Below are 15979 nucleotides of genomic sequence, written 5' to 3' on the forward strand. Positions count from 1 at the left end.
CGTTCCGTTGACATCCTCAGTGCTCTGCCGTCAGATGCTGCGCGATCTCGTCGATCGGATGCCTGGTGAGATCCTTGTGGACCTCGGCGATGATGCGCGCCTTGACGTCGGCATGAAGGGCTTCGCGCAGATCGGCCAGCGTTCGCGGGGGGGCTACGACAACAAGCGCCTTCACGTCGCGCTCGCGAACGAGCTGTTCCATTGCGCCTGCCACGCGCCGCGCGAAGCGATGCTGCTCGAGATGGTGCCAGTCGGCGGCCTCGACCGCGGTTCTCTGTCCCATTGGGCTATTCAAGCGGCCCGGACGATCGGTGCCCTGCTCACGCGTGGGCGGATTCTCATCCTCGTGCACTTGCTCCATCTTCAGGCTTGGATGCAACGGATTGCCGTCGTTGCGCAGGAACAGGGCCTTGCGGCCGTCGCCAACAAACACGAGCGCGTTGTGAGGGATGTTCAGCAGCCTCATATCGATGCTCCGGCGTTGCCAGCCGAACATTCAAACTCTCGTTTGCCGACGAGGTTAACTCAAATCAATGCGAGTCAGTCGCCGAAAAACGGTCCGCAATACTTACCGATGTCTGCATGCCCGAGCTCGCATCCTGGCCACTGCGGCCGCGCTTCCGAATTTGAGACAAATCAAGGACAGGCTGTAAGCACCGATGGAGGTTTGGCGCATTGAGCGAGCTCTATCTCTGAAGGAGAGAGATCATGGCAAACGAAACCAAGCTCCCCGTCACCAAGAAAACCAACGAACCCGCATTTGGCGGCGAAACGTGGCGACCGTTCGAGGCGCTCCGCAAGGAAGTCGATCGGCTGTTCGAGGATTTCGGCACTGACGATTTCTGGCGCCGCCCGTTCCATTCGCTCGCCGGCTTCGAGCGCAATTTGGCACAGAAGCTCGTGAGCACACCGGCCGTCGATGTCACCGAAAGCGACAAGGCCTATGAGATCACGGCCGAATTGCCCGGAATGGACGAGAAGGACATCGAGGTGAACGTCGCCAATGACGGGCTCACCATCAAGGGCGAGAAGAAATTCGAGAGGGAGGAGAAGCAGAAGGACTATTACGTCTCCGAGCGACGCTATGGTTCCTTTGAACGCCACTTCGGCCTCCCCAAGGATGTCGAAGCCGACAAGATCGAAGCGTCGTTCAGAAACGGCGTGCTTAAAGTGACGCTGCCGAAGACGGCGGAAGCGCAGAAGCCCGCCAAGAAGATCGAGGTCAAGGCGGCCTGACCCCCAGGCATCGGCGCGAGGCCGCCAAGGCGCAGCGGCCTCGCGGGATTTGCGCTGATCTCACTGCGCGCAGAAATAGCTCGACGCCTCCGTCACCGCACCCGCCTTGTAATGCGGCCAGGCCGGCCAGCGGCACAGCGGCAGCGCCCGCGTCACCGCGAACAACGGCCCTTCGACCTTTTGCTCGGTGACCTCCAGGTCGCCGGGCGCCTTGCCGTTCTCGACCCAGTCGACCAGCACGCTCAGCATGTCGACATTGGCCGGCGCGCCGGAACCAACATGGTCGACGCCAGGCGCGGTGTAGAGCCTTGCGAACAACTCTGTCGTCGCCGAGCCCATCAGGCGCTCGACGCTTTCGAAATAGCGGATGCCGGCATAGGGATTCTGCGCATAATCGGCCATGTGCTCGAGCATGATCAGCCGGCCGCCGCGGGCGCGGAAGCGGCTGAGATCGGGGTCGGTCGAGTCCATCAGGCTGGAGACCTCGAGCAACCGCGCCTTGTGCGCCTCCGGCTTGTAGGTCGTGACGTCGAGATTGGGATCTCGCGCGAACACATACCGGATGCCGCCGGCGCCGTAGATCCAGGCGATGCCGTTGTTGGGCGCGGGCGGCTGCGCCGGCGGCGCGGTGCCGAGCCACCACGCGATCCAGCCGCCGGTCGGACCGGCAGCCGGCGTGTCCTCACCCGACACGCCCCAGCCCGGATAGTCGTCGAGGCCGTTGGCGAGCGCGAACGGGAATTTGTAGGTCGCATGCAGCGTGTTGACCGCCTTGATCTGCGCATCGGTGAGACACTGATCGCCGCTCTTGCCGGCCTCACAGCGCAGCGTCTCGACCTTGAACGCCGCCTTACAGGATACGGGATCCTGCACCAGCGCATCGACGGAACCGTCGGCCTTGTCGCACGCCGCGCGCACGGCATCGCCGACGAGCTTGACTTGCGCCGGGTTGATCCAGCCGTCGCCCATGGTCACGAGGCCCGAACGCGTGCCGGCATGCTGGAGGCCGACCCAGTTGATGACAGGCACGCGGGCAAAGATCCCGTCGAAATCATCGGGGTAGCGCTGCGCCATGGTGAGGCCTTCGCGACCGCCCTCGGACGAGCCCATGAAGTACATCTTCTCGGGCGTCCTGCCGTAGGCGCGCTGCATCAGCGCGACGGCAACGTCGCGAACCTTTTTGTAGGCACGATGGGCGAAGTTCTCGAAGGCTTCGTCGTTGAGCGCGAACACCTGCGGCGGCTCGCCCGGCCTGGACTCATGGCCGGAATCGGTACCGTAGGTGACGAAGCCGCGCGCGAGCGGCGAGGGCTTGTCGAACGGATAGGCCGGCGGCAGCGAAAGGCCGGTGATCAACACGCCGTTGAAGCCGCCGCCGCCATATTGCACCGAGCGGCCGTTCCATTCCACCGGCAGGTTGACCTGAAACTTGATCGGCGGCGCCTTGGGATCGACGGGATCGATATGGCCGAGCACCTTGCAGAAGCCGGGATTGGCCGGCGTGATGCGCCCCGATGGTGTCGGGCCGCGCTCCGCAACAGCGAGTTGCGACGGCGCCTGCAACGTCGCAGAATCGATCTTCACGGCATCGACGCCGCCGACGAGCCCCTTGCAGACCGTGTCGGCATCCTCCACCAACGTTACCGCCGACGCGCCGCTCGCGCCCATTGCCGCCGCCGCGCCCACGAGCCATGCGCACAGCTTCGCTCTCTTTCGCGTCATCGTTTCCACCCGGCGTTCGCTGTTTGTTGGATTTGGCCAGTTGGCCGCATTGAATGCAACCTTCAACGTTCCGTCAATCGCTCACGTTCGCATTTTGATCAGAACGATCCGAACGCGCTGCCCAGCGCGATCACGGCGACCAGCGCCAGCAGCGACGTCACGATGCCGACCATGACGATGTCGAAATAGCTGTCACGGTGCGTCAGGCCGCAGATCGCGAGCAGGCTGACCACCGCGCCATTGTGCGGCAGGATGTCCAGCGTCCCCGAGCCGATCACCGCGACTCGATGCATCAGCGAGAGCTCGATCCCGGTGCGTGCGGCGAGCTCGACATAGGTCGGGCCGAGCGCTTCGAGCGCGATGGTCAGCCCGCCCGATGCCGACCCGGTCAGCGCGGCCAGGATGTTGGTCGCGACGGCGAGCGAGACCAGCGGACCACCTTCGATCGCGAGCACCCAGTCGCGCACGATCGTGAACGCCGGCAGCGAGGCGACGACGGCACCGAATCCGACGAGGCTGGCGACACTGAACGCAGGCAGCACCGACGCATTGGCCCCGGCGTCCATGGTCCGGCGAAGCGCCGGCAGGCGGGCACGGTTCAGTGCGATGGTGGTGACGATGGCCGTCGCCAGCGCCACCGCGACCGACCACACGCCCGCGACGGCCGCGAGCGACGTTTCGCCAAAACGCTGCTCGGCGAGATAGCTGACATCGAGCCGCGGCAGCACCACCAGCGACATCACCAGATTCACGGTGACGACGACGACCAGCGGCGCGATGGCGTTCAGCACGGGCGAAGGCCGGTCGCTGCGATGACCGTGTTGTAGTTCAGCCGGATCGAACTCGCGCGCGGTCGTTGCGCGCTCGCGCACGAGTTCGTCGGCGGCGGCCTGCTCGATCAAGCCGTCGGCATCGTCGCCATAGCCTTCTCCGGCGCGGCGGGCTGCTGCCTCGGCGCGATGCAGCCACCACAATCCCGCGCCAAGCATGATGAGGGAGGCGGTGATGCCGAGGCCCGGTGCGGCGAACGGCGTCGTCCCGAAGAACGGCATCGGGATCGCATTCTGGATCGACGGCGTGCCTGGCAGGGCCGACATCGTGAAGGTCGACGTTCCCAGCACGATCGCGGCCGGGATCAGGCGACGCGGAATCGAAGCCGCGCGAAACAGCGAGCGGGCCATGGGAACGATGACGAAGAACGCGACGAACAGGCTGACGCCGCCATAGGTGACCAGCGCGCCGGCGAGAACGACCGCCAGGATCACGCGCCGCTCGCCAAGGCGCTCCGCCATGAAGCCGGCGACCGACGTCACCGCGCCGCTGTCATCCATCAACTTGCCGAAGACGGCACCAAGCAGAAAGATCGGGAAGAACTGCGCCAGAAATCCCGCAGCATTCACCATGAAGACTTGCGTCAGGTTCGCAAGCAACGGTTCGCCGCCGAACAGGGCAGCAACGAGTGCCGCGAACGGCGCGAGCAGAAGCACGCTCCAGCCGCGAAAGGCAAACAGGACAAGCAGGCCGAGCCCGACGAGGAGGCCGAGAAGACCCATGCCTCAGCACTCCGCCAGGAGGACGTCGAGATCGGCGGTCGATTGCCGGCCGATGTCGGCCCCATGCTCGGCGAGAAACGCGTCCGCGGCCATGCGCCCTTCGGCGCGCAGCATCGAGACGAATTCCCATTCCGCGTTGAGTTTCGACGACGCGCCGAACTTCGTCAGCATGTCGCTCTTGATCCGGTGCGTCCGCATCTTCGCCCAGCGCGCGCCTTCGCCGCTGCCGGGGTCGGCCGCCTGGCGCAGCAGCGCGATCATCCGCAGTTCCTTCATCAGCGGCGAGTTGAACGAGATTTCGTTCAGCCTGTTGAGGATTTCAGCCGCTGTCCGCGGTTCCTCCGGCCGCTCGGTCGGATTGATCTGGACGAGGATGGTGTCGTGCGCGTCGCTCTCGCGAACCAGCGGCGTGATTGTCGGATTGCCGGCGAAGCCGCCGTCCCAATAGGGCTCGCCGTCGATCTCGATGGCACGGAACATGGTCGGCAGGCAGGCCGATGCCAGCAGCACATCCGCCGTGATCTCCGCGTTGCGGAAGATGCGGCCGCGTCCGGTGCGCACCCGCGTCGCGGTGATGAACAGCTGGATCGGCGAACGCACGAGGCGTTCGAAATCGATGCTCTCGGCCAGCACCGCGCGCAGCGGATTGTAGCCGGTTGGATTGAGGTCGTAGGGCGACAGCACGCGCGACATCAGATCGGTGAGGATGTAGAAGGGCGACGTATCGAGGGTCCAGCGTCCCATCAGCCGGTCGAGCGGCGAGCGTTGCAGCGGACTGAAGGCAGCGGCCCTGGAGACGCGGCGCCAGTATTGTTCGAGCGCCTCGCGCGCGCCCTCGGCGCCGCCGGCCGTCCAGCCATCCGCCAGCACCGCCGCATTCATCGCGCCTGCGGAGGTTCCGGAGATCGCGGCGATCGTGAGCCATCTCTCTTCCAGCAGGCGGTCGAGCACGCCCCAAGCGAAGGCGCCGTGCGAACCGCCGCCCTGAAGCGCGAGATCAATCAGTACGGCGTCCCGTTCCATGGCGGACACTCACGCAACTGAAGCTCAAATTCGACGCGATTTTTGACCACGTCGAATTCGAGCGCAGTGTGAGAGCAGTTGCCAAAAGATGCAACCGGAACGTGGGGCCGTTTAGTGCTCGAATACCAGCCTTGCGCCGACCGTGCCGTCGAGAGCGCGGATCTGCTGGAGCAATTCGCCCGAATCCTGGCCGCCGAGATCGGCATCGAGCACGACGTAGCCGAGGTCGCCGGCGGTCTCCAGATATTGCGCCGCGATGTTGATGTCGCGCTGGAGGAAGACCTCGTTGAGCCGCCGCAGCATGCCCGGCACGTTGCGATGGACATGGCTGAAGCGCGCGCCGGAGGGACGCAGATGCAACTGCACCTCCGGGAAGTTCACCGCACCCATGGTCGAGCCGGTGATGAAATAGTCGACCAGCTTGCGCGCGACCTCGCCGCCGATGCGCTCCTGCGCCTCCTCGGTCGAGCCGCCGATATGCGGGGTAAGGATGACGTTGCCGAGGCCCTGCACCGGGCTCTTGAAACGATCGGAATTCGACGACGGCTCGACCGGAAACACGTCGATGGCGGCACCGGCGATGTGACCGTCGCGCAAGGCGCGCGCCAGCGCATCGAGATCGACCACGGTGCCGCGGCTGTTGTTGATCAGGAAGGAGCCCGGCTTCATCGCCCGCAGCTCCTTCTCGCCGATCATGCCTGATGTCTCCGGCGTCTCCGGCACGTGCAGGCTGACGACGTCGCTCTGCGCCAGCAGCTCCTCGAGCTTCTCGACCGGCTCGGTGTTGCCGTGGCGGAGCTTGTCGGTGCGGTCGTAATAGATCACCCGCATGCCCATGGCCTCGGCCAGGGTCGAGAGCTGCGAGCCGATATTGCCGTAGCCGATGATGCCGAGGGTGCGGCCGCGCACCTCGCGGCTGCCGGTCGCGGACTTGTCCCAGCCGCCGTCATGGGCCGAGACCGAGCGCGGGAAAATCTGCCGCAGCAGCATCACGATCTCGCCGATCACGAGTTCGGCGACGCTGCGCGTGTTGGAGAACGGGGCGTTGAAGACGGGAATACCGCGCTTGCGCGCCGCCAGCAGATCGACCTGGTTGGTGCCGACGCTGAAGCAGCCGACCGCAAGGAGCTGATCGGCGGCCGCCAGCACGTCGTCGGTAATCTGGGTGCGCGAGCGGATGCCGAGCAACGACACGCCCTTGAGCGCCTGGCGCAGCGCCTCGCCGTCCAGCGCCTTGGTCAGCCGCTCGACATTGGCAAAGCCCGCGCTCCGGAACAGGTCCACGGCACTGTCATTGACGCCTTCGAGCAGCAGCGCCTTCGCGCTCCGCTCAGGGCTTTGGCCTGGGGCTGGCATAGAATCTCCATGAATGGCGGCTTTGCCGCAGCTCATAAACCGCGGACGGTGCACAGCACAATAGGGGTTGGATACGGGGAGAAGATGGCGGGAGCGGGAGAGGCAATTTCGCTACCAGCCCCATCATCCTGAGGTGCGAGGCCTGTGGTGCGGATGCACCGCAGGGCGAGCCTCGAAGGATGAACGGCCCGGATGCAGCCCGGCCGTCGCGCTTCAAGGGCCGCTAAGAAGCGGCCACCTCAGGGTGACGGTGAGAGAGGATCACTCGCGTCGAGAAGCACTTGCGGCCGCTGCGCCTCAAATCACATAAAACCCGTGCGTTCCATCGCGGCGGAGTTGTTCGACGAGGCCATACTCCCAGTCGAGATAGGCCTGCATCGCACCTTCCGCGACATCGGTCCCCTCATAGGGACGGCGATAGCGGTGCGCCGGATCCGGCTTCGGCAGCACGAGCGGCGGACCGACCTCCAGCGCGCCGTCATAGCCGCCTTCGAGCACGTACACCTCCCAGCCCATCTGCGCGAGCCAGGATGCCGTCATGTCAGCGCGGACGCCCTTGTCGTCGGTCAGGAGGATGCGTGCGCCACGCACCGGTGCGGCCATGTCGGTCTCCTGGACAAGCTGGCCGCCGGGATAATGGCGGAAGCCCGGAAGGTGGCCGGCCGCGTATTCCTCCGCATCGCGCACGTCGAAGCGGTAGAGCGTGCGATCGGTCTGCGCCGCGAGCGTCGCCGCCTCGCCTGCGCCGATGTGGCGGACGCCGGCGCGATAGGCGACGTCGCGGGCATTGGCCAGGCCGCCCTCGAACGGCCCGATCGCGCCGCGCCGGTCGGCGCCGTGGTTGAGCGCATGCCGCGCCAGCGTCCAGCCGATGGTGCCGTTGCGCAACGCCCGCACCTTGTTGGGCACGCCGGCATTGATCAGCGACTGGGTGCCGATGATCGAACGGGTGCGGCCGGCACAATTGACGATGATGGTGGTGTCGGGATCGGGCGCGGCCTGGCCTGCCCGCAGCACAAGTTCCGCGCCGGGCACGCTGACCGAGCCCGGAATGTTCATGGTCGCATATTCGTCGAAGCGGCGGACGTCGAGGATCGCGATGTTGGCCTTGTCCGCGATCAGTTTTGCCACTTCGTCGGCACTGAACGACGGCGTGTGACGTCGCGCGTCGACCAGCTCGCCGAACGCTTTCGAATAGGAATTGACGTCCTCGAACACCTGATAGCCCGCATCGCGCCAGGCCCTCAGCCCGCCATCGAGCGCACGGACATTGCTGTAGCCGAGCGCCGCAAGGCGCTCTGCGCCCGCCGCGACCAAACCCTCACCGTCATCATAGAGCACAACCGCAAGGTCCTTGCGCGGCAGTCTCACCTCGGCCTCAATCGCGATCCGGTCCGCGGCCATGTTGGCCGCGAACAGCGGATGGCCGGTGGCGAAGGCGGCCTCGTATCTGAGATCGAGCAGCGCGATCTCCTCGCGCAGCAGCAGCGCGCGGCGGATATCGGCGGGGGTGACGGTCGAAAGCTTCATGGCGTGAACCTTGAGAGGACAGGCCATGGGCTTTTGAACGATCGCAGGCGAGTTGGCTAGTCTTTCCGGCGCAGCTCACTCGCCGGGAACGAGGCGCCCGAGCGGCGGCTGCGCAGGACGCCGCAACCTGCGGCGCGACAGGTAGAGCAGGAGACCGGTGATCGCGAACAGCGGCATCAAGGCCGCGGCAATCATGAACGCGAGCTTGCCCGGCCACCCCAGGATCGCACCACGATGGATGTCGTACACGGCCGCGATGATCTTCTCGCCGAAGGTCTTGTCGGCGTAGCGATCCGCGGCGACCAATTGACCGGTAGCGGCATCAACGCGGAATTCGTCGCGCGTGGCCTCGAGCGTCGAATCCTTGCCCCACGACCGGATCCGTATCGCCGTGCCGGGGCCGGCGGGCAGCGTCAGCAGGGCCCTGGAGAAGCGGTCGCCCTCCTCGCGCTGGAACGTAGTCCATGCCTGGTCGAATCCGATCGGCCGGGCCGGCTCGGAAACGGCCGCCACGCGCGGCGCCTTTGCAGGCATCTTGGGCTGCATCTTCGCGGCTGCCACATGCGGGCGTGACAGCAGCCAGGCGACGCCGTCCTTGTACCAATCGAACGAGTACCAGAGCCCGGTGAGCGTCATCACCAGATAGATCGGAAGAACCCAGGTGCCGATCACCGCATGCAGCGTTCGGTGCAGACCGCGTCCGCTGAGTCCGAGATTGGGCTTCAGCCACATCTTCACGCTGCCGGCACGGCGCGGCCAGCGCAGCACGAGACCCGAAACCAGCATGACGATCAGGCCGAGCGCGGCCACGCCGGTGACCTGGCGCCCCCAGCCTTTGGCATCGCCGGGGATGAGCAACCAGCGATGCAGCCTGCGCACGGTCGCGAAAAATTCCTCGCCCCGCGGCGAACCCAGCACGCGCGCGTCGTAGGGGTCGAGATAGAGCGAAGCCGGCCGCCCGCCCTGCTCATCGCGGCCAAAGCGGACATGCACCGCCGCGGCCGGATCGCTCGACAGAGTGACGGCCGAGACCTTGCCGAAAGCCTGCGCCGCCTTCAGCCGCGCGACCAGTTCGTCCGGCATCAGCGCCGGCGTGGACCGCGGCAAGACCTGCATGATGCCGGCGTTCAGATGGTCGACGATCTCGTCCTCAAAACTCATGATCGCGCCGGTCAGCGCGATCAGGGACAGCAGCAGCGCGAGAGCCAGGCCCGCAATGGAGTGGACCTGGCGCAGGACGGCCTTGATGGTGTGCCCCAACCGCGCTGCCATCGCTAGAACTTCACCGTCGCGGACAGAGAGACACGGCGAGCATCGCCAATGGCGACGTTCAGATTGTTGACGGCGGAAGGATAGTAGACGGTGTCGAACAGGTTCTTGACGTTGAACTGATAGACGACCGGGAACTGCTCGTACTTGGTCTCGTAAGTCGCGAAAATGTCCGCGACGACATAGGACGGCAGGAAGAAGGCGTTGGTCGAATCGCCGGGACGGTCGCCGACATAGCGCGCGCCGCCACCGAGCCGGAGCTGACCCGGCAAGGCTGTGCCAAAATCATAGACCAGATAGAGCGAGGCCGTGTTCAGCGCGACGTTCTGCAGCTTCTTGCCGTAGAGCGTCGGATCTTCGGACGCCGTCACCCGCGCATCGGTGTAGCCATAGCTGCCGATCAAGGCCCAGCTGTCGGTGAGCCTGCCGGTGACGTCCAACTCGATGCCGCGCGAGTGGGCACGGCCGACGGTGTGGAGCTCCACCACGCCAGCGCTGTTCGTCTTCGTCGTCTGCACGTTCTTCTTGTCGAGATCGTAGAGCGCAAGCGTACCGGAGATGCGCTTGTTCAGATCGAACTTCACGCCAGTCTCGTATGACACGCCTTCTTCTGGCGCGACGTTGGAGTCGATCGTGACGCCGATCGGGGCAATGGTCGAGTTCGGCTTCAGTGACTCGGTATAGCTCGCATAAAGCGAGACCTGGTCGGTCAGCTTGAAAATGGCGCCGCCGAGCGGAAGCACCTTGTCCTGGGACACGTTGGTGTTGGTGACGAACGGCTTTCCACGGCCGGCGATCTGGTCGTAGTCCATGTAGCGCACGCCGCCGACCAGCGCGAACCGTTCGGTCAGATGCAGCGTGTCCTGGAAGAATAACGACCATTGGCCGAGCTTGTCGGTCTGGGCGCTGTCGCTGTTCGAGGCCGTCGTCCCCGGCCCGATCAGCCCGTAGACGGGATTGTAGACATTGAAGGCGGGAGTTGCCTGCCGGATCAGAACGTCGCGGTAGATAGTGCGATACTGGCCGTCGCCGCCGAACACCACGTCATTGCGCATGTTGCCGAGCCAGAAGCCACCGGAGATGTAGGACGTTCCGTAGCTGACATTGCTGAGCGAGCTCCCTGTGCCGTCATTGCTGCGCGTCTCGGCACCCGTCGTGAAGTTGATGCCGGTGATGCGGAGCTGGTTGGCGCTGAAGGTTTCGGTGTTGTAGCTATAGCCTGCGTAGAGCTTCCAATCCTGGTTGAAGCGGTGCTCGACCGACGCCTGCATCAGGTCGGAGGTGCCCCATGTGTTGTTGAAGGGCTCGTCGAGCCGGCGGTCGGCTGGAACTGCCAGCGGCGCTTTCGTCACCGGATTGAATGCGGTGCCGCGATCGAACGGATAGATGAACTCGCGATGCTCGTAGTTGAGCTGGACCGTGGTGTCCTGGCCGTACCAGGCCAGCGACGGCGCGACCAGCATCTCGCGGTGACGGCCGAAATTGCGCCAGTAATCCTCGCTGACGCCGTAGCCAATGAAGCGATAGGCAAGGCCCTGGTCGCCGATCGGACCGGTGACGTCGAGCAGGCCGTCGGCGCCGGTCTTGGAGGCACTGAAGGCCGAGCCGAGCAGCGTCACCGAGCCGTGTTGATAGAGCTCGGGGCGCTTGCTGATGGTGTTGACGATGCCGCCGGGGTCCATGATGCCGTAGAGCAGCGAGGCGGGCCCTTTCAGCACCTCGACGCTTTCGACCGCGGAGTTGAAACTGCGGCCCTGCACCAGCGGCATGCCATTGCGCATGATCGAGCCGTCGCGATTGTCTCCGAAGCCGCGGCGGATCACCGCGTCCTGGCTGCCGGCGAGCGTGTTAGTCTGGGTGATGCCGCTGATATTGATCAGCGCGTCGTCGATGTTGCGCGGGAGCTGGTCCTTCAACACCTGCTCGGGAACGATGTTGACAGCCTGCGAGGTATCGAGCGGCGAGGCGCCGCTGCGCAGCGTGGTCGCACTCGGCATCGCACGGTAGCCGAGCTTGGCGGCTTGCTGCGCGGCGGCCTCCGCGGCCGCGCGCTCGGATATTGCCGGCGCTGCCGGCGCGGCATTGCGATTGCGTTGGCGCGCGGCGGTCTGGGTGCGGCGTGAAGTCTCCTCCGATGCACGCGCCGGCTTCGGCCGCTGTGCCGGCGCCTCCACCGTCACCGGCGGCAGGGCCGATTGCGCCTGCGCGCTCGTCGTGTTGGAGGGATATTCGGCGAGCAGCACGGCTGCTCCGATGAGAAGACCTGCACGGCTCCCGCCGGCACGAATTCGATGACCGCTGACGCGGCCACCCAGATGAGCACGCACTTTCGATTCACTTCCAAGTCAGACACAGCATTGAAGCTGGCGCGTCTAACAGCCGTTGCGAATGAAGAGAACCGTAGGCGGGCTTGAATCCCTCTAGTGTTGAATGGTTCTAAGCGCGGATGGACGCGGAACAGCAATCAAGGATTGCTCTCGCGCCGATCGCGACACGCTGCGCGCGAAATCCGCGGCGGCTTGTCGCAACGTTGCGGGATTTCACACGACGGCAGGAGCCATCAGTTCGTCGAGCTTCCGCTTGGACGCAGTGCCGTCCGACAAGGCCAGGAGCGGCGGGCGCACGCGCAGCCACGCTGCATCGCCCGTCTGCGCCGCAAGGATCGCCTTCAGCGTTGCGAGGAAGGATGGCGTCTTCACCACGACGTCGATCGCGGCCTGCATGCGTGCTTCGACATCCTTGCCGTCGATCATCGCCTTGACCAGCTCCGGCGCAACATTCGCCATGCCGCAGATGGTGCCGGCGCCGCCGGCGGCGATGGCGCGGGCGATGTCGGCTTCGTTGCCGACGGTGATGGCGAGCTCGGGCGCGGCGGCGCGGAACGCCTGAAACTGCTTGAAGTCGCCGCTGGAGTCTTTCAAGCCTGCAACCAGCTTGCCGTAACGCTTGCGCAAGCTTGCGGCGACCGTGGTCGGAATCGCAACGCCGGAGATCTGCGGGATGTGATAGAGCGAGGCACGCAGGCGATCGTCGGCAACGCCATCGATGATCGCAGCGAAGGCATCCTCGATACCCTCGGGCGTGACGCTGCGGTCGAAGTAAGGCGGCAACAGCAGCACGTGCCGCAGGCCGAGGCCGAGCACGGCGCGCGTCAGCGCGATGCTGTCGCTGATGGCGGGAAATCCACCGCCGATTCCGATGCGCGCCGGCGCGACGCCGGCCTTGAGCATGGCTTCGATGGTCGCGACGCGTTCGGCGACGTTGAAGGAGGTACCCTCGCCGGTGGTGCCGAACAGCACGACACCGTCGACGCCTTTGCTGAAGAGTTGCTTGGCGTGGGCGGCGAGCCGGGCGTGATCCACGCCACCGTCGGTCGCCAGCGGCGTCGCCGACGCCACCCAGAACCCGCGAATTGCCTCCATCATCACACCACCCTTTGCTGCGGTCTCGGACTAAGCCTCTGATCCATAACGATCTTCCGGGCTCAGCGGAGACTTGTTTTTGCTTTACTTTTCACCTTGTACCTTACATACAAGACAGACGCAAATCCCCGTCGCGCAGCAGGCGCGCGACAGACGCGGCCAGATTTTGAGGAGGTCTTGCATGGACATGGTGACCCCTGTGGAGCGTCCCGACCAATTGCTCGCGGCCTTGCGCGACAAGCTCGGCGCGGCCGCCGTGCTGACCGGCACCGATGTGCCTGCGCGCAATTGCAACGACTGGAGCGCGAGCCTGCCGCAAGCGCCGCGGGCGGTGATCCGTCCGCTCGATGCGCAGGGCGTTGCCGATGCGATTCTGACCTGCCGCAAGGCGCATCTGCCGTTCGTACCGCAGGGCGGATTGACCGGGCTGTGCCGCGGTGCCTCGCCTGAAGCGGGCTGGGTCGCGATTTCGCTGGAGCGCATGACCGGCATCGAGGAGATCGATCGCGCGTCGATGACGATGACGGTGAAGGCGGGCACGCCGCTGGAGACGATCCAGAAGGCCGCGGACGAGGCCGGCTTCTTCTTTCCGCTCGACCTCGGCTCGCGCGGCTCGTGCGCGATCGGCGGCAACCTCTCCACCAATGCCGGCGGCAACCGCGTGATCCGCTACGGCATGACGCGCGAGCTGGTGCTCGGCCTGGAGGTGGTGCTGCCTGATGGCACCATCATCACCAATCTCAACAAGCTGATGAAGAACAATGCGGGCTACGACCTGAAGCATCTGTTCATCGGCTCGGAAGGCACGCTCGGCATCATCACCCGCGCGGTGCTGAAACTGTTCCCGAAGCCGCGCTCGACCATGGCGGCGCTCTGCGCGCTGAAGGATTATGCGGCGGTGATCGCACTGCTGGACGCCGCGCGCAGCGGGCTCGGCCCGCTGCTGTCGGCGTTCGAGGTGATGTGGCCGGATTATTGGGACGTGATCACGACGCGCGCCGGCGTGAAGCCGCCGGTCGCCGCAGGCCACGGACTCTACGTGCTGGTGGAAGCGCAAGGCACCGACGAAAGCCTGGATGCGCCGCGCTTCCAGAGCTGGCTCGAGGAATTGATGAAGCGCGGGCTCTTGGCCGATGCCGCCGTCGCGCAATCGCTGGCGCAGACGCAAGCCTTCTGGCGGGTGCGCGACATCTGCGCCGAGTTCGGCCAGGTGCTGGGCCCGCACATCTCCTACGACATCGGCCTTGCGGTGGCGCAGATGGACGAGTTCGTCACGCGCTGCAAGGCCGCGCTCGCCAATGGCATCAAGGGCTGCGAGAGCGTCTATTACGGCCATATCGGCGACGGCAATCTGCACCTGGTGTCCTGGGTCACCGGGCTTTCCGTCGAGCAGCAGCCGAAAGAGGAGATGGACGCGATCATCTACGGTCTCGTGCGCGAGATGGGCGGCAGCGTCTCCGCCGAGCACGGCATCGGCACGCTGAAGAAGAAATGGCTGGGCCATGCCAGGAGCGAGGCGGAGATCGCGCTGATGCGGACGCTGAAGGCCGCGCTCGATCCCGATCATCTGCTCAATCCCGGCAAGGTGATCTGACCGACTGCACAGTGATGGGAGCGCCGATGAGATCATTGAAGCTCGATACGCCGAAATCGCTGTCGCAGCGGGTGATGCAGCGGCTGCGGCAGGCGATCATCGACGGCGAGTTCGCGCTCGGCGCTGCGATCTCCGAGGAGATGGTGGCGAATTCCTTCGGCGTCAGCCGGACGCCGGTGCGCGAGGCGATGGGCCAGTTGCAGGCGCAGGGACTCGTGGTGATCCGCCCGCAGGTCGGCAGTTTTGTCTTCACCCCGAGCGCGGACGACATCGCCGCGCTCTGCACTTTCAGGATCGCGCTGGAGCCCAAGGCCGCAGAACTCGCCTTCCGCCACGATCGCGACGGTGCGGTCGCGACGATGAGCGAGGCGATCGCGGCGATGGAGCCGGCGGTCTCGGCCCGCGACAACATCGCCTATGGCCGCGCCGATGCCGCGTTCCACGAGGCGCTGTTCACCCATTGCGGCAACCGCTACCTCGTCGAATCCTACCAGCTCGTCTCCGGCCGCGTCGCGGCGCTGCGCACCAATCTGACCTCGCCGATCGACGTGCGCACCCGCACGTCCTTCGACGAGCACCGCAAGTTGCTGGACCTGTTCGCGCGCGGCGCGTTTGCGGCTTTCGAAGCGCTGATGACCACGCACATCACCAATTCGGGCGTGGTCTACGCCAAGGCTCTGAAGGTGGAGGCGCTGAAAGTGGATTGAGCGGTTCTACCGCCCGTCCTTCGGACCAGGCCTGTCCAGGAAATCCAGCGCGGTGTTGATCTGCTCGAGCTGATGCTCGATCCTGTCGCGGTCCTCGATGGTTTGCGCCGTCTCGAGCTCCTCTACGAGCTTCTGCTTCCGCGCCAGCAAGTTCTCTATGACCGTACTCACAAGTCCCCCATCGCCCCGAATCGAGCATCAAGGCAAAAATCCGGTTGCGGGCACTGGCGCCGGGATCGTCGCGGCGCGCGCGAGCAGAGCTCGCGCCGGTGCCTTCATCAGAATGTTCGCGGGGGCGGTTGGTTCCTGCAAATGAACCGCAACGCGGGGCCGACGGAACAGTCGGCGCCAGCTGACCGCCGTCAGAAGCTTCCTTGCCCATCATATGAGCGATCCGTCGTCCGGGTTCTCACCGCGGCCGGCATCGGATCTGCGATTGCTCCATCACAGTCCGCTGACGCTGCCCGCGCGACTGGCGTTGCCGAATTGCGCGCCACGCGGGAACCGGAATCGTCGAAGACAGCCCAGCGATCGGTTGTATTCGCGCCTCCGGAGTCCTATGCGTAT

13 protein-coding genes are annotated in these 15979 nt (G+C 65.4%); 3 read left to right on the top strand and 10 right to left on the bottom strand.

Annotated features, from left to right (window positions below):
• Nucleotides 1-16: 16 nt before the first annotated feature.
• A complete protein-coding gene (locus WN73_RS11090; RefSeq protein ID WP_074077605.1) occupies nucleotides 17-496 on the bottom strand; it encodes a baeRF12 domain-containing protein in 480 nt (159 codons plus the stop codon).
• 212 nt (nucleotides 497-708) lie between these two features.
• Here WN73_RS11090 and WN73_RS11095 point away from each other — a divergent pair, with 212 nt between their 5' ends.
• Nucleotides 709-1236 carry an Hsp20/alpha crystallin family protein gene (locus tag WN73_RS11095; protein WP_271552727.1) on the top strand — a complete coding sequence of 176 codons (528 nt, stop codon included), beginning with the start codon at nucleotides 709-711 and terminating at the stop codon, nucleotides 1234-1236.
• Nucleotides 1237-1296: 60 nt separating this feature from the next.
• Here the strand turns inward: WN73_RS11095 and WN73_RS11100 are convergent, their stop codons facing one another.
• The 8 genes from WN73_RS11100 to WN73_RS11135 form a co-directional block, all read right to left on the bottom strand.
• The gene (locus WN73_RS11100) at nucleotides 1297-2958 is read right to left on the bottom strand and encodes a tannase/feruloyl esterase family alpha/beta hydrolase (RefSeq protein WP_271552728.1); all 1662 of its coding nucleotides are present in this window, start codon (nucleotides 2956-2958) and stop codon (nucleotides 1297-1299) included.
• Nucleotides 2959-3056: 98 nt separating this feature from the next.
• The gene (locus tag WN73_RS11105) at nucleotides 3057-4511 is read right to left on the bottom strand and encodes a GntP family permease (RefSeq protein WP_028175509.1); all 1455 of its coding nucleotides are present in this window, start codon (nucleotides 4509-4511) and stop codon (nucleotides 3057-3059) included.
• Between the two features lie 3 nt (nucleotides 4512-4514).
• Nucleotides 4515-5534 (bottom strand): patatin-like phospholipase family protein, encoded by a 1020-nt coding sequence (locus WN73_RS11110; RefSeq protein WP_028175508.1) that lies wholly within the window; start codon nucleotides 5532-5534, stop codon nucleotides 4515-4517.
• Between the two features lie 111 nt (nucleotides 5535-5645).
• On the bottom strand, nucleotides 5646-6890 hold the full coding sequence (gene serA, locus WN73_RS11115; RefSeq protein WP_028175507.1) for a phosphoglycerate dehydrogenase: 1245 nt from the start codon (nucleotides 6888-6890) through the stop codon (nucleotides 5646-5648).
• 297 nt (nucleotides 6891-7187) lie between these two features.
• Nucleotides 7188-8420, bottom strand: a complete 1233-nt coding sequence (locus WN73_RS11120) for a rhodanese-like domain-containing protein (RefSeq protein WP_271552729.1) — start codon at nucleotides 8418-8420, stop codon at nucleotides 7188-7190.
• 75 nt (nucleotides 8421-8495) lie between these two features.
• Nucleotides 8496-9692, bottom strand: a complete 1197-nt coding sequence (locus WN73_RS11125; RefSeq protein WP_271552730.1) for a PepSY-associated TM helix domain-containing protein — start codon at nucleotides 9690-9692, stop codon at nucleotides 8496-8498.
• A 2-nt stretch (nucleotides 9693-9694) separates the two neighbouring features.
• Entirely contained in the window at nucleotides 9695-12016 is a 2322-nt protein-coding gene (locus tag WN73_RS11130) for a TonB-dependent siderophore receptor (protein ID WP_271552731.1), read from the bottom strand.
• A gap of 213 nt (nucleotides 12017-12229) precedes the next feature.
• On the bottom strand, nucleotides 12230-13114 hold the full coding sequence (locus WN73_RS11135) for a dihydrodipicolinate synthase family protein (RefSeq protein WP_028175503.1): 885 nt from the start codon (nucleotides 13112-13114) through the stop codon (nucleotides 12230-12232).
• A gap of 178 nt (nucleotides 13115-13292) precedes the next feature.
• Here WN73_RS11135 and WN73_RS11140 point away from each other — a divergent pair, with 178 nt between their 5' ends.
• Together WN73_RS11140 and WN73_RS11145 are read left to right on the top strand one after the other, a co-directional pair.
• Nucleotides 13293-14705: an FAD-binding oxidoreductase gene (locus WN73_RS11140; protein ID WP_028175502.1), complete on the top strand. Its 1413-nt coding sequence runs from the start codon at nucleotides 13293-13295 to the stop codon at nucleotides 14703-14705.
• 26 nt (nucleotides 14706-14731) lie between these two features.
• Nucleotides 14732-15412, top strand: a complete 681-nt coding sequence (locus WN73_RS11145; protein ID WP_028175501.1) for a GntR family transcriptional regulator — start codon at nucleotides 14732-14734, stop codon at nucleotides 15410-15412.
• 6 nt (nucleotides 15413-15418) lie between these two features.
• Here the strand turns inward: WN73_RS11145 and WN73_RS11150 are convergent, their stop codons facing one another.
• Nucleotides 15419-15583: a hypothetical protein gene (locus WN73_RS11150; protein ID WP_165448180.1), complete on the bottom strand. Its 165-nt coding sequence runs from the start codon at nucleotides 15581-15583 to the stop codon at nucleotides 15419-15421.
• Nucleotides 15584-15979 lie beyond the last annotated feature (396 nt).

The sequence above is a fragment of the Bradyrhizobium sp. CCBAU 45394 genome (genome assembly GCF_028128655.1).
GTDB lineage: Bacteria > Pseudomonadota > Alphaproteobacteria > Rhizobiales > Xanthobacteraceae > Bradyrhizobium > Bradyrhizobium diazoefficiens.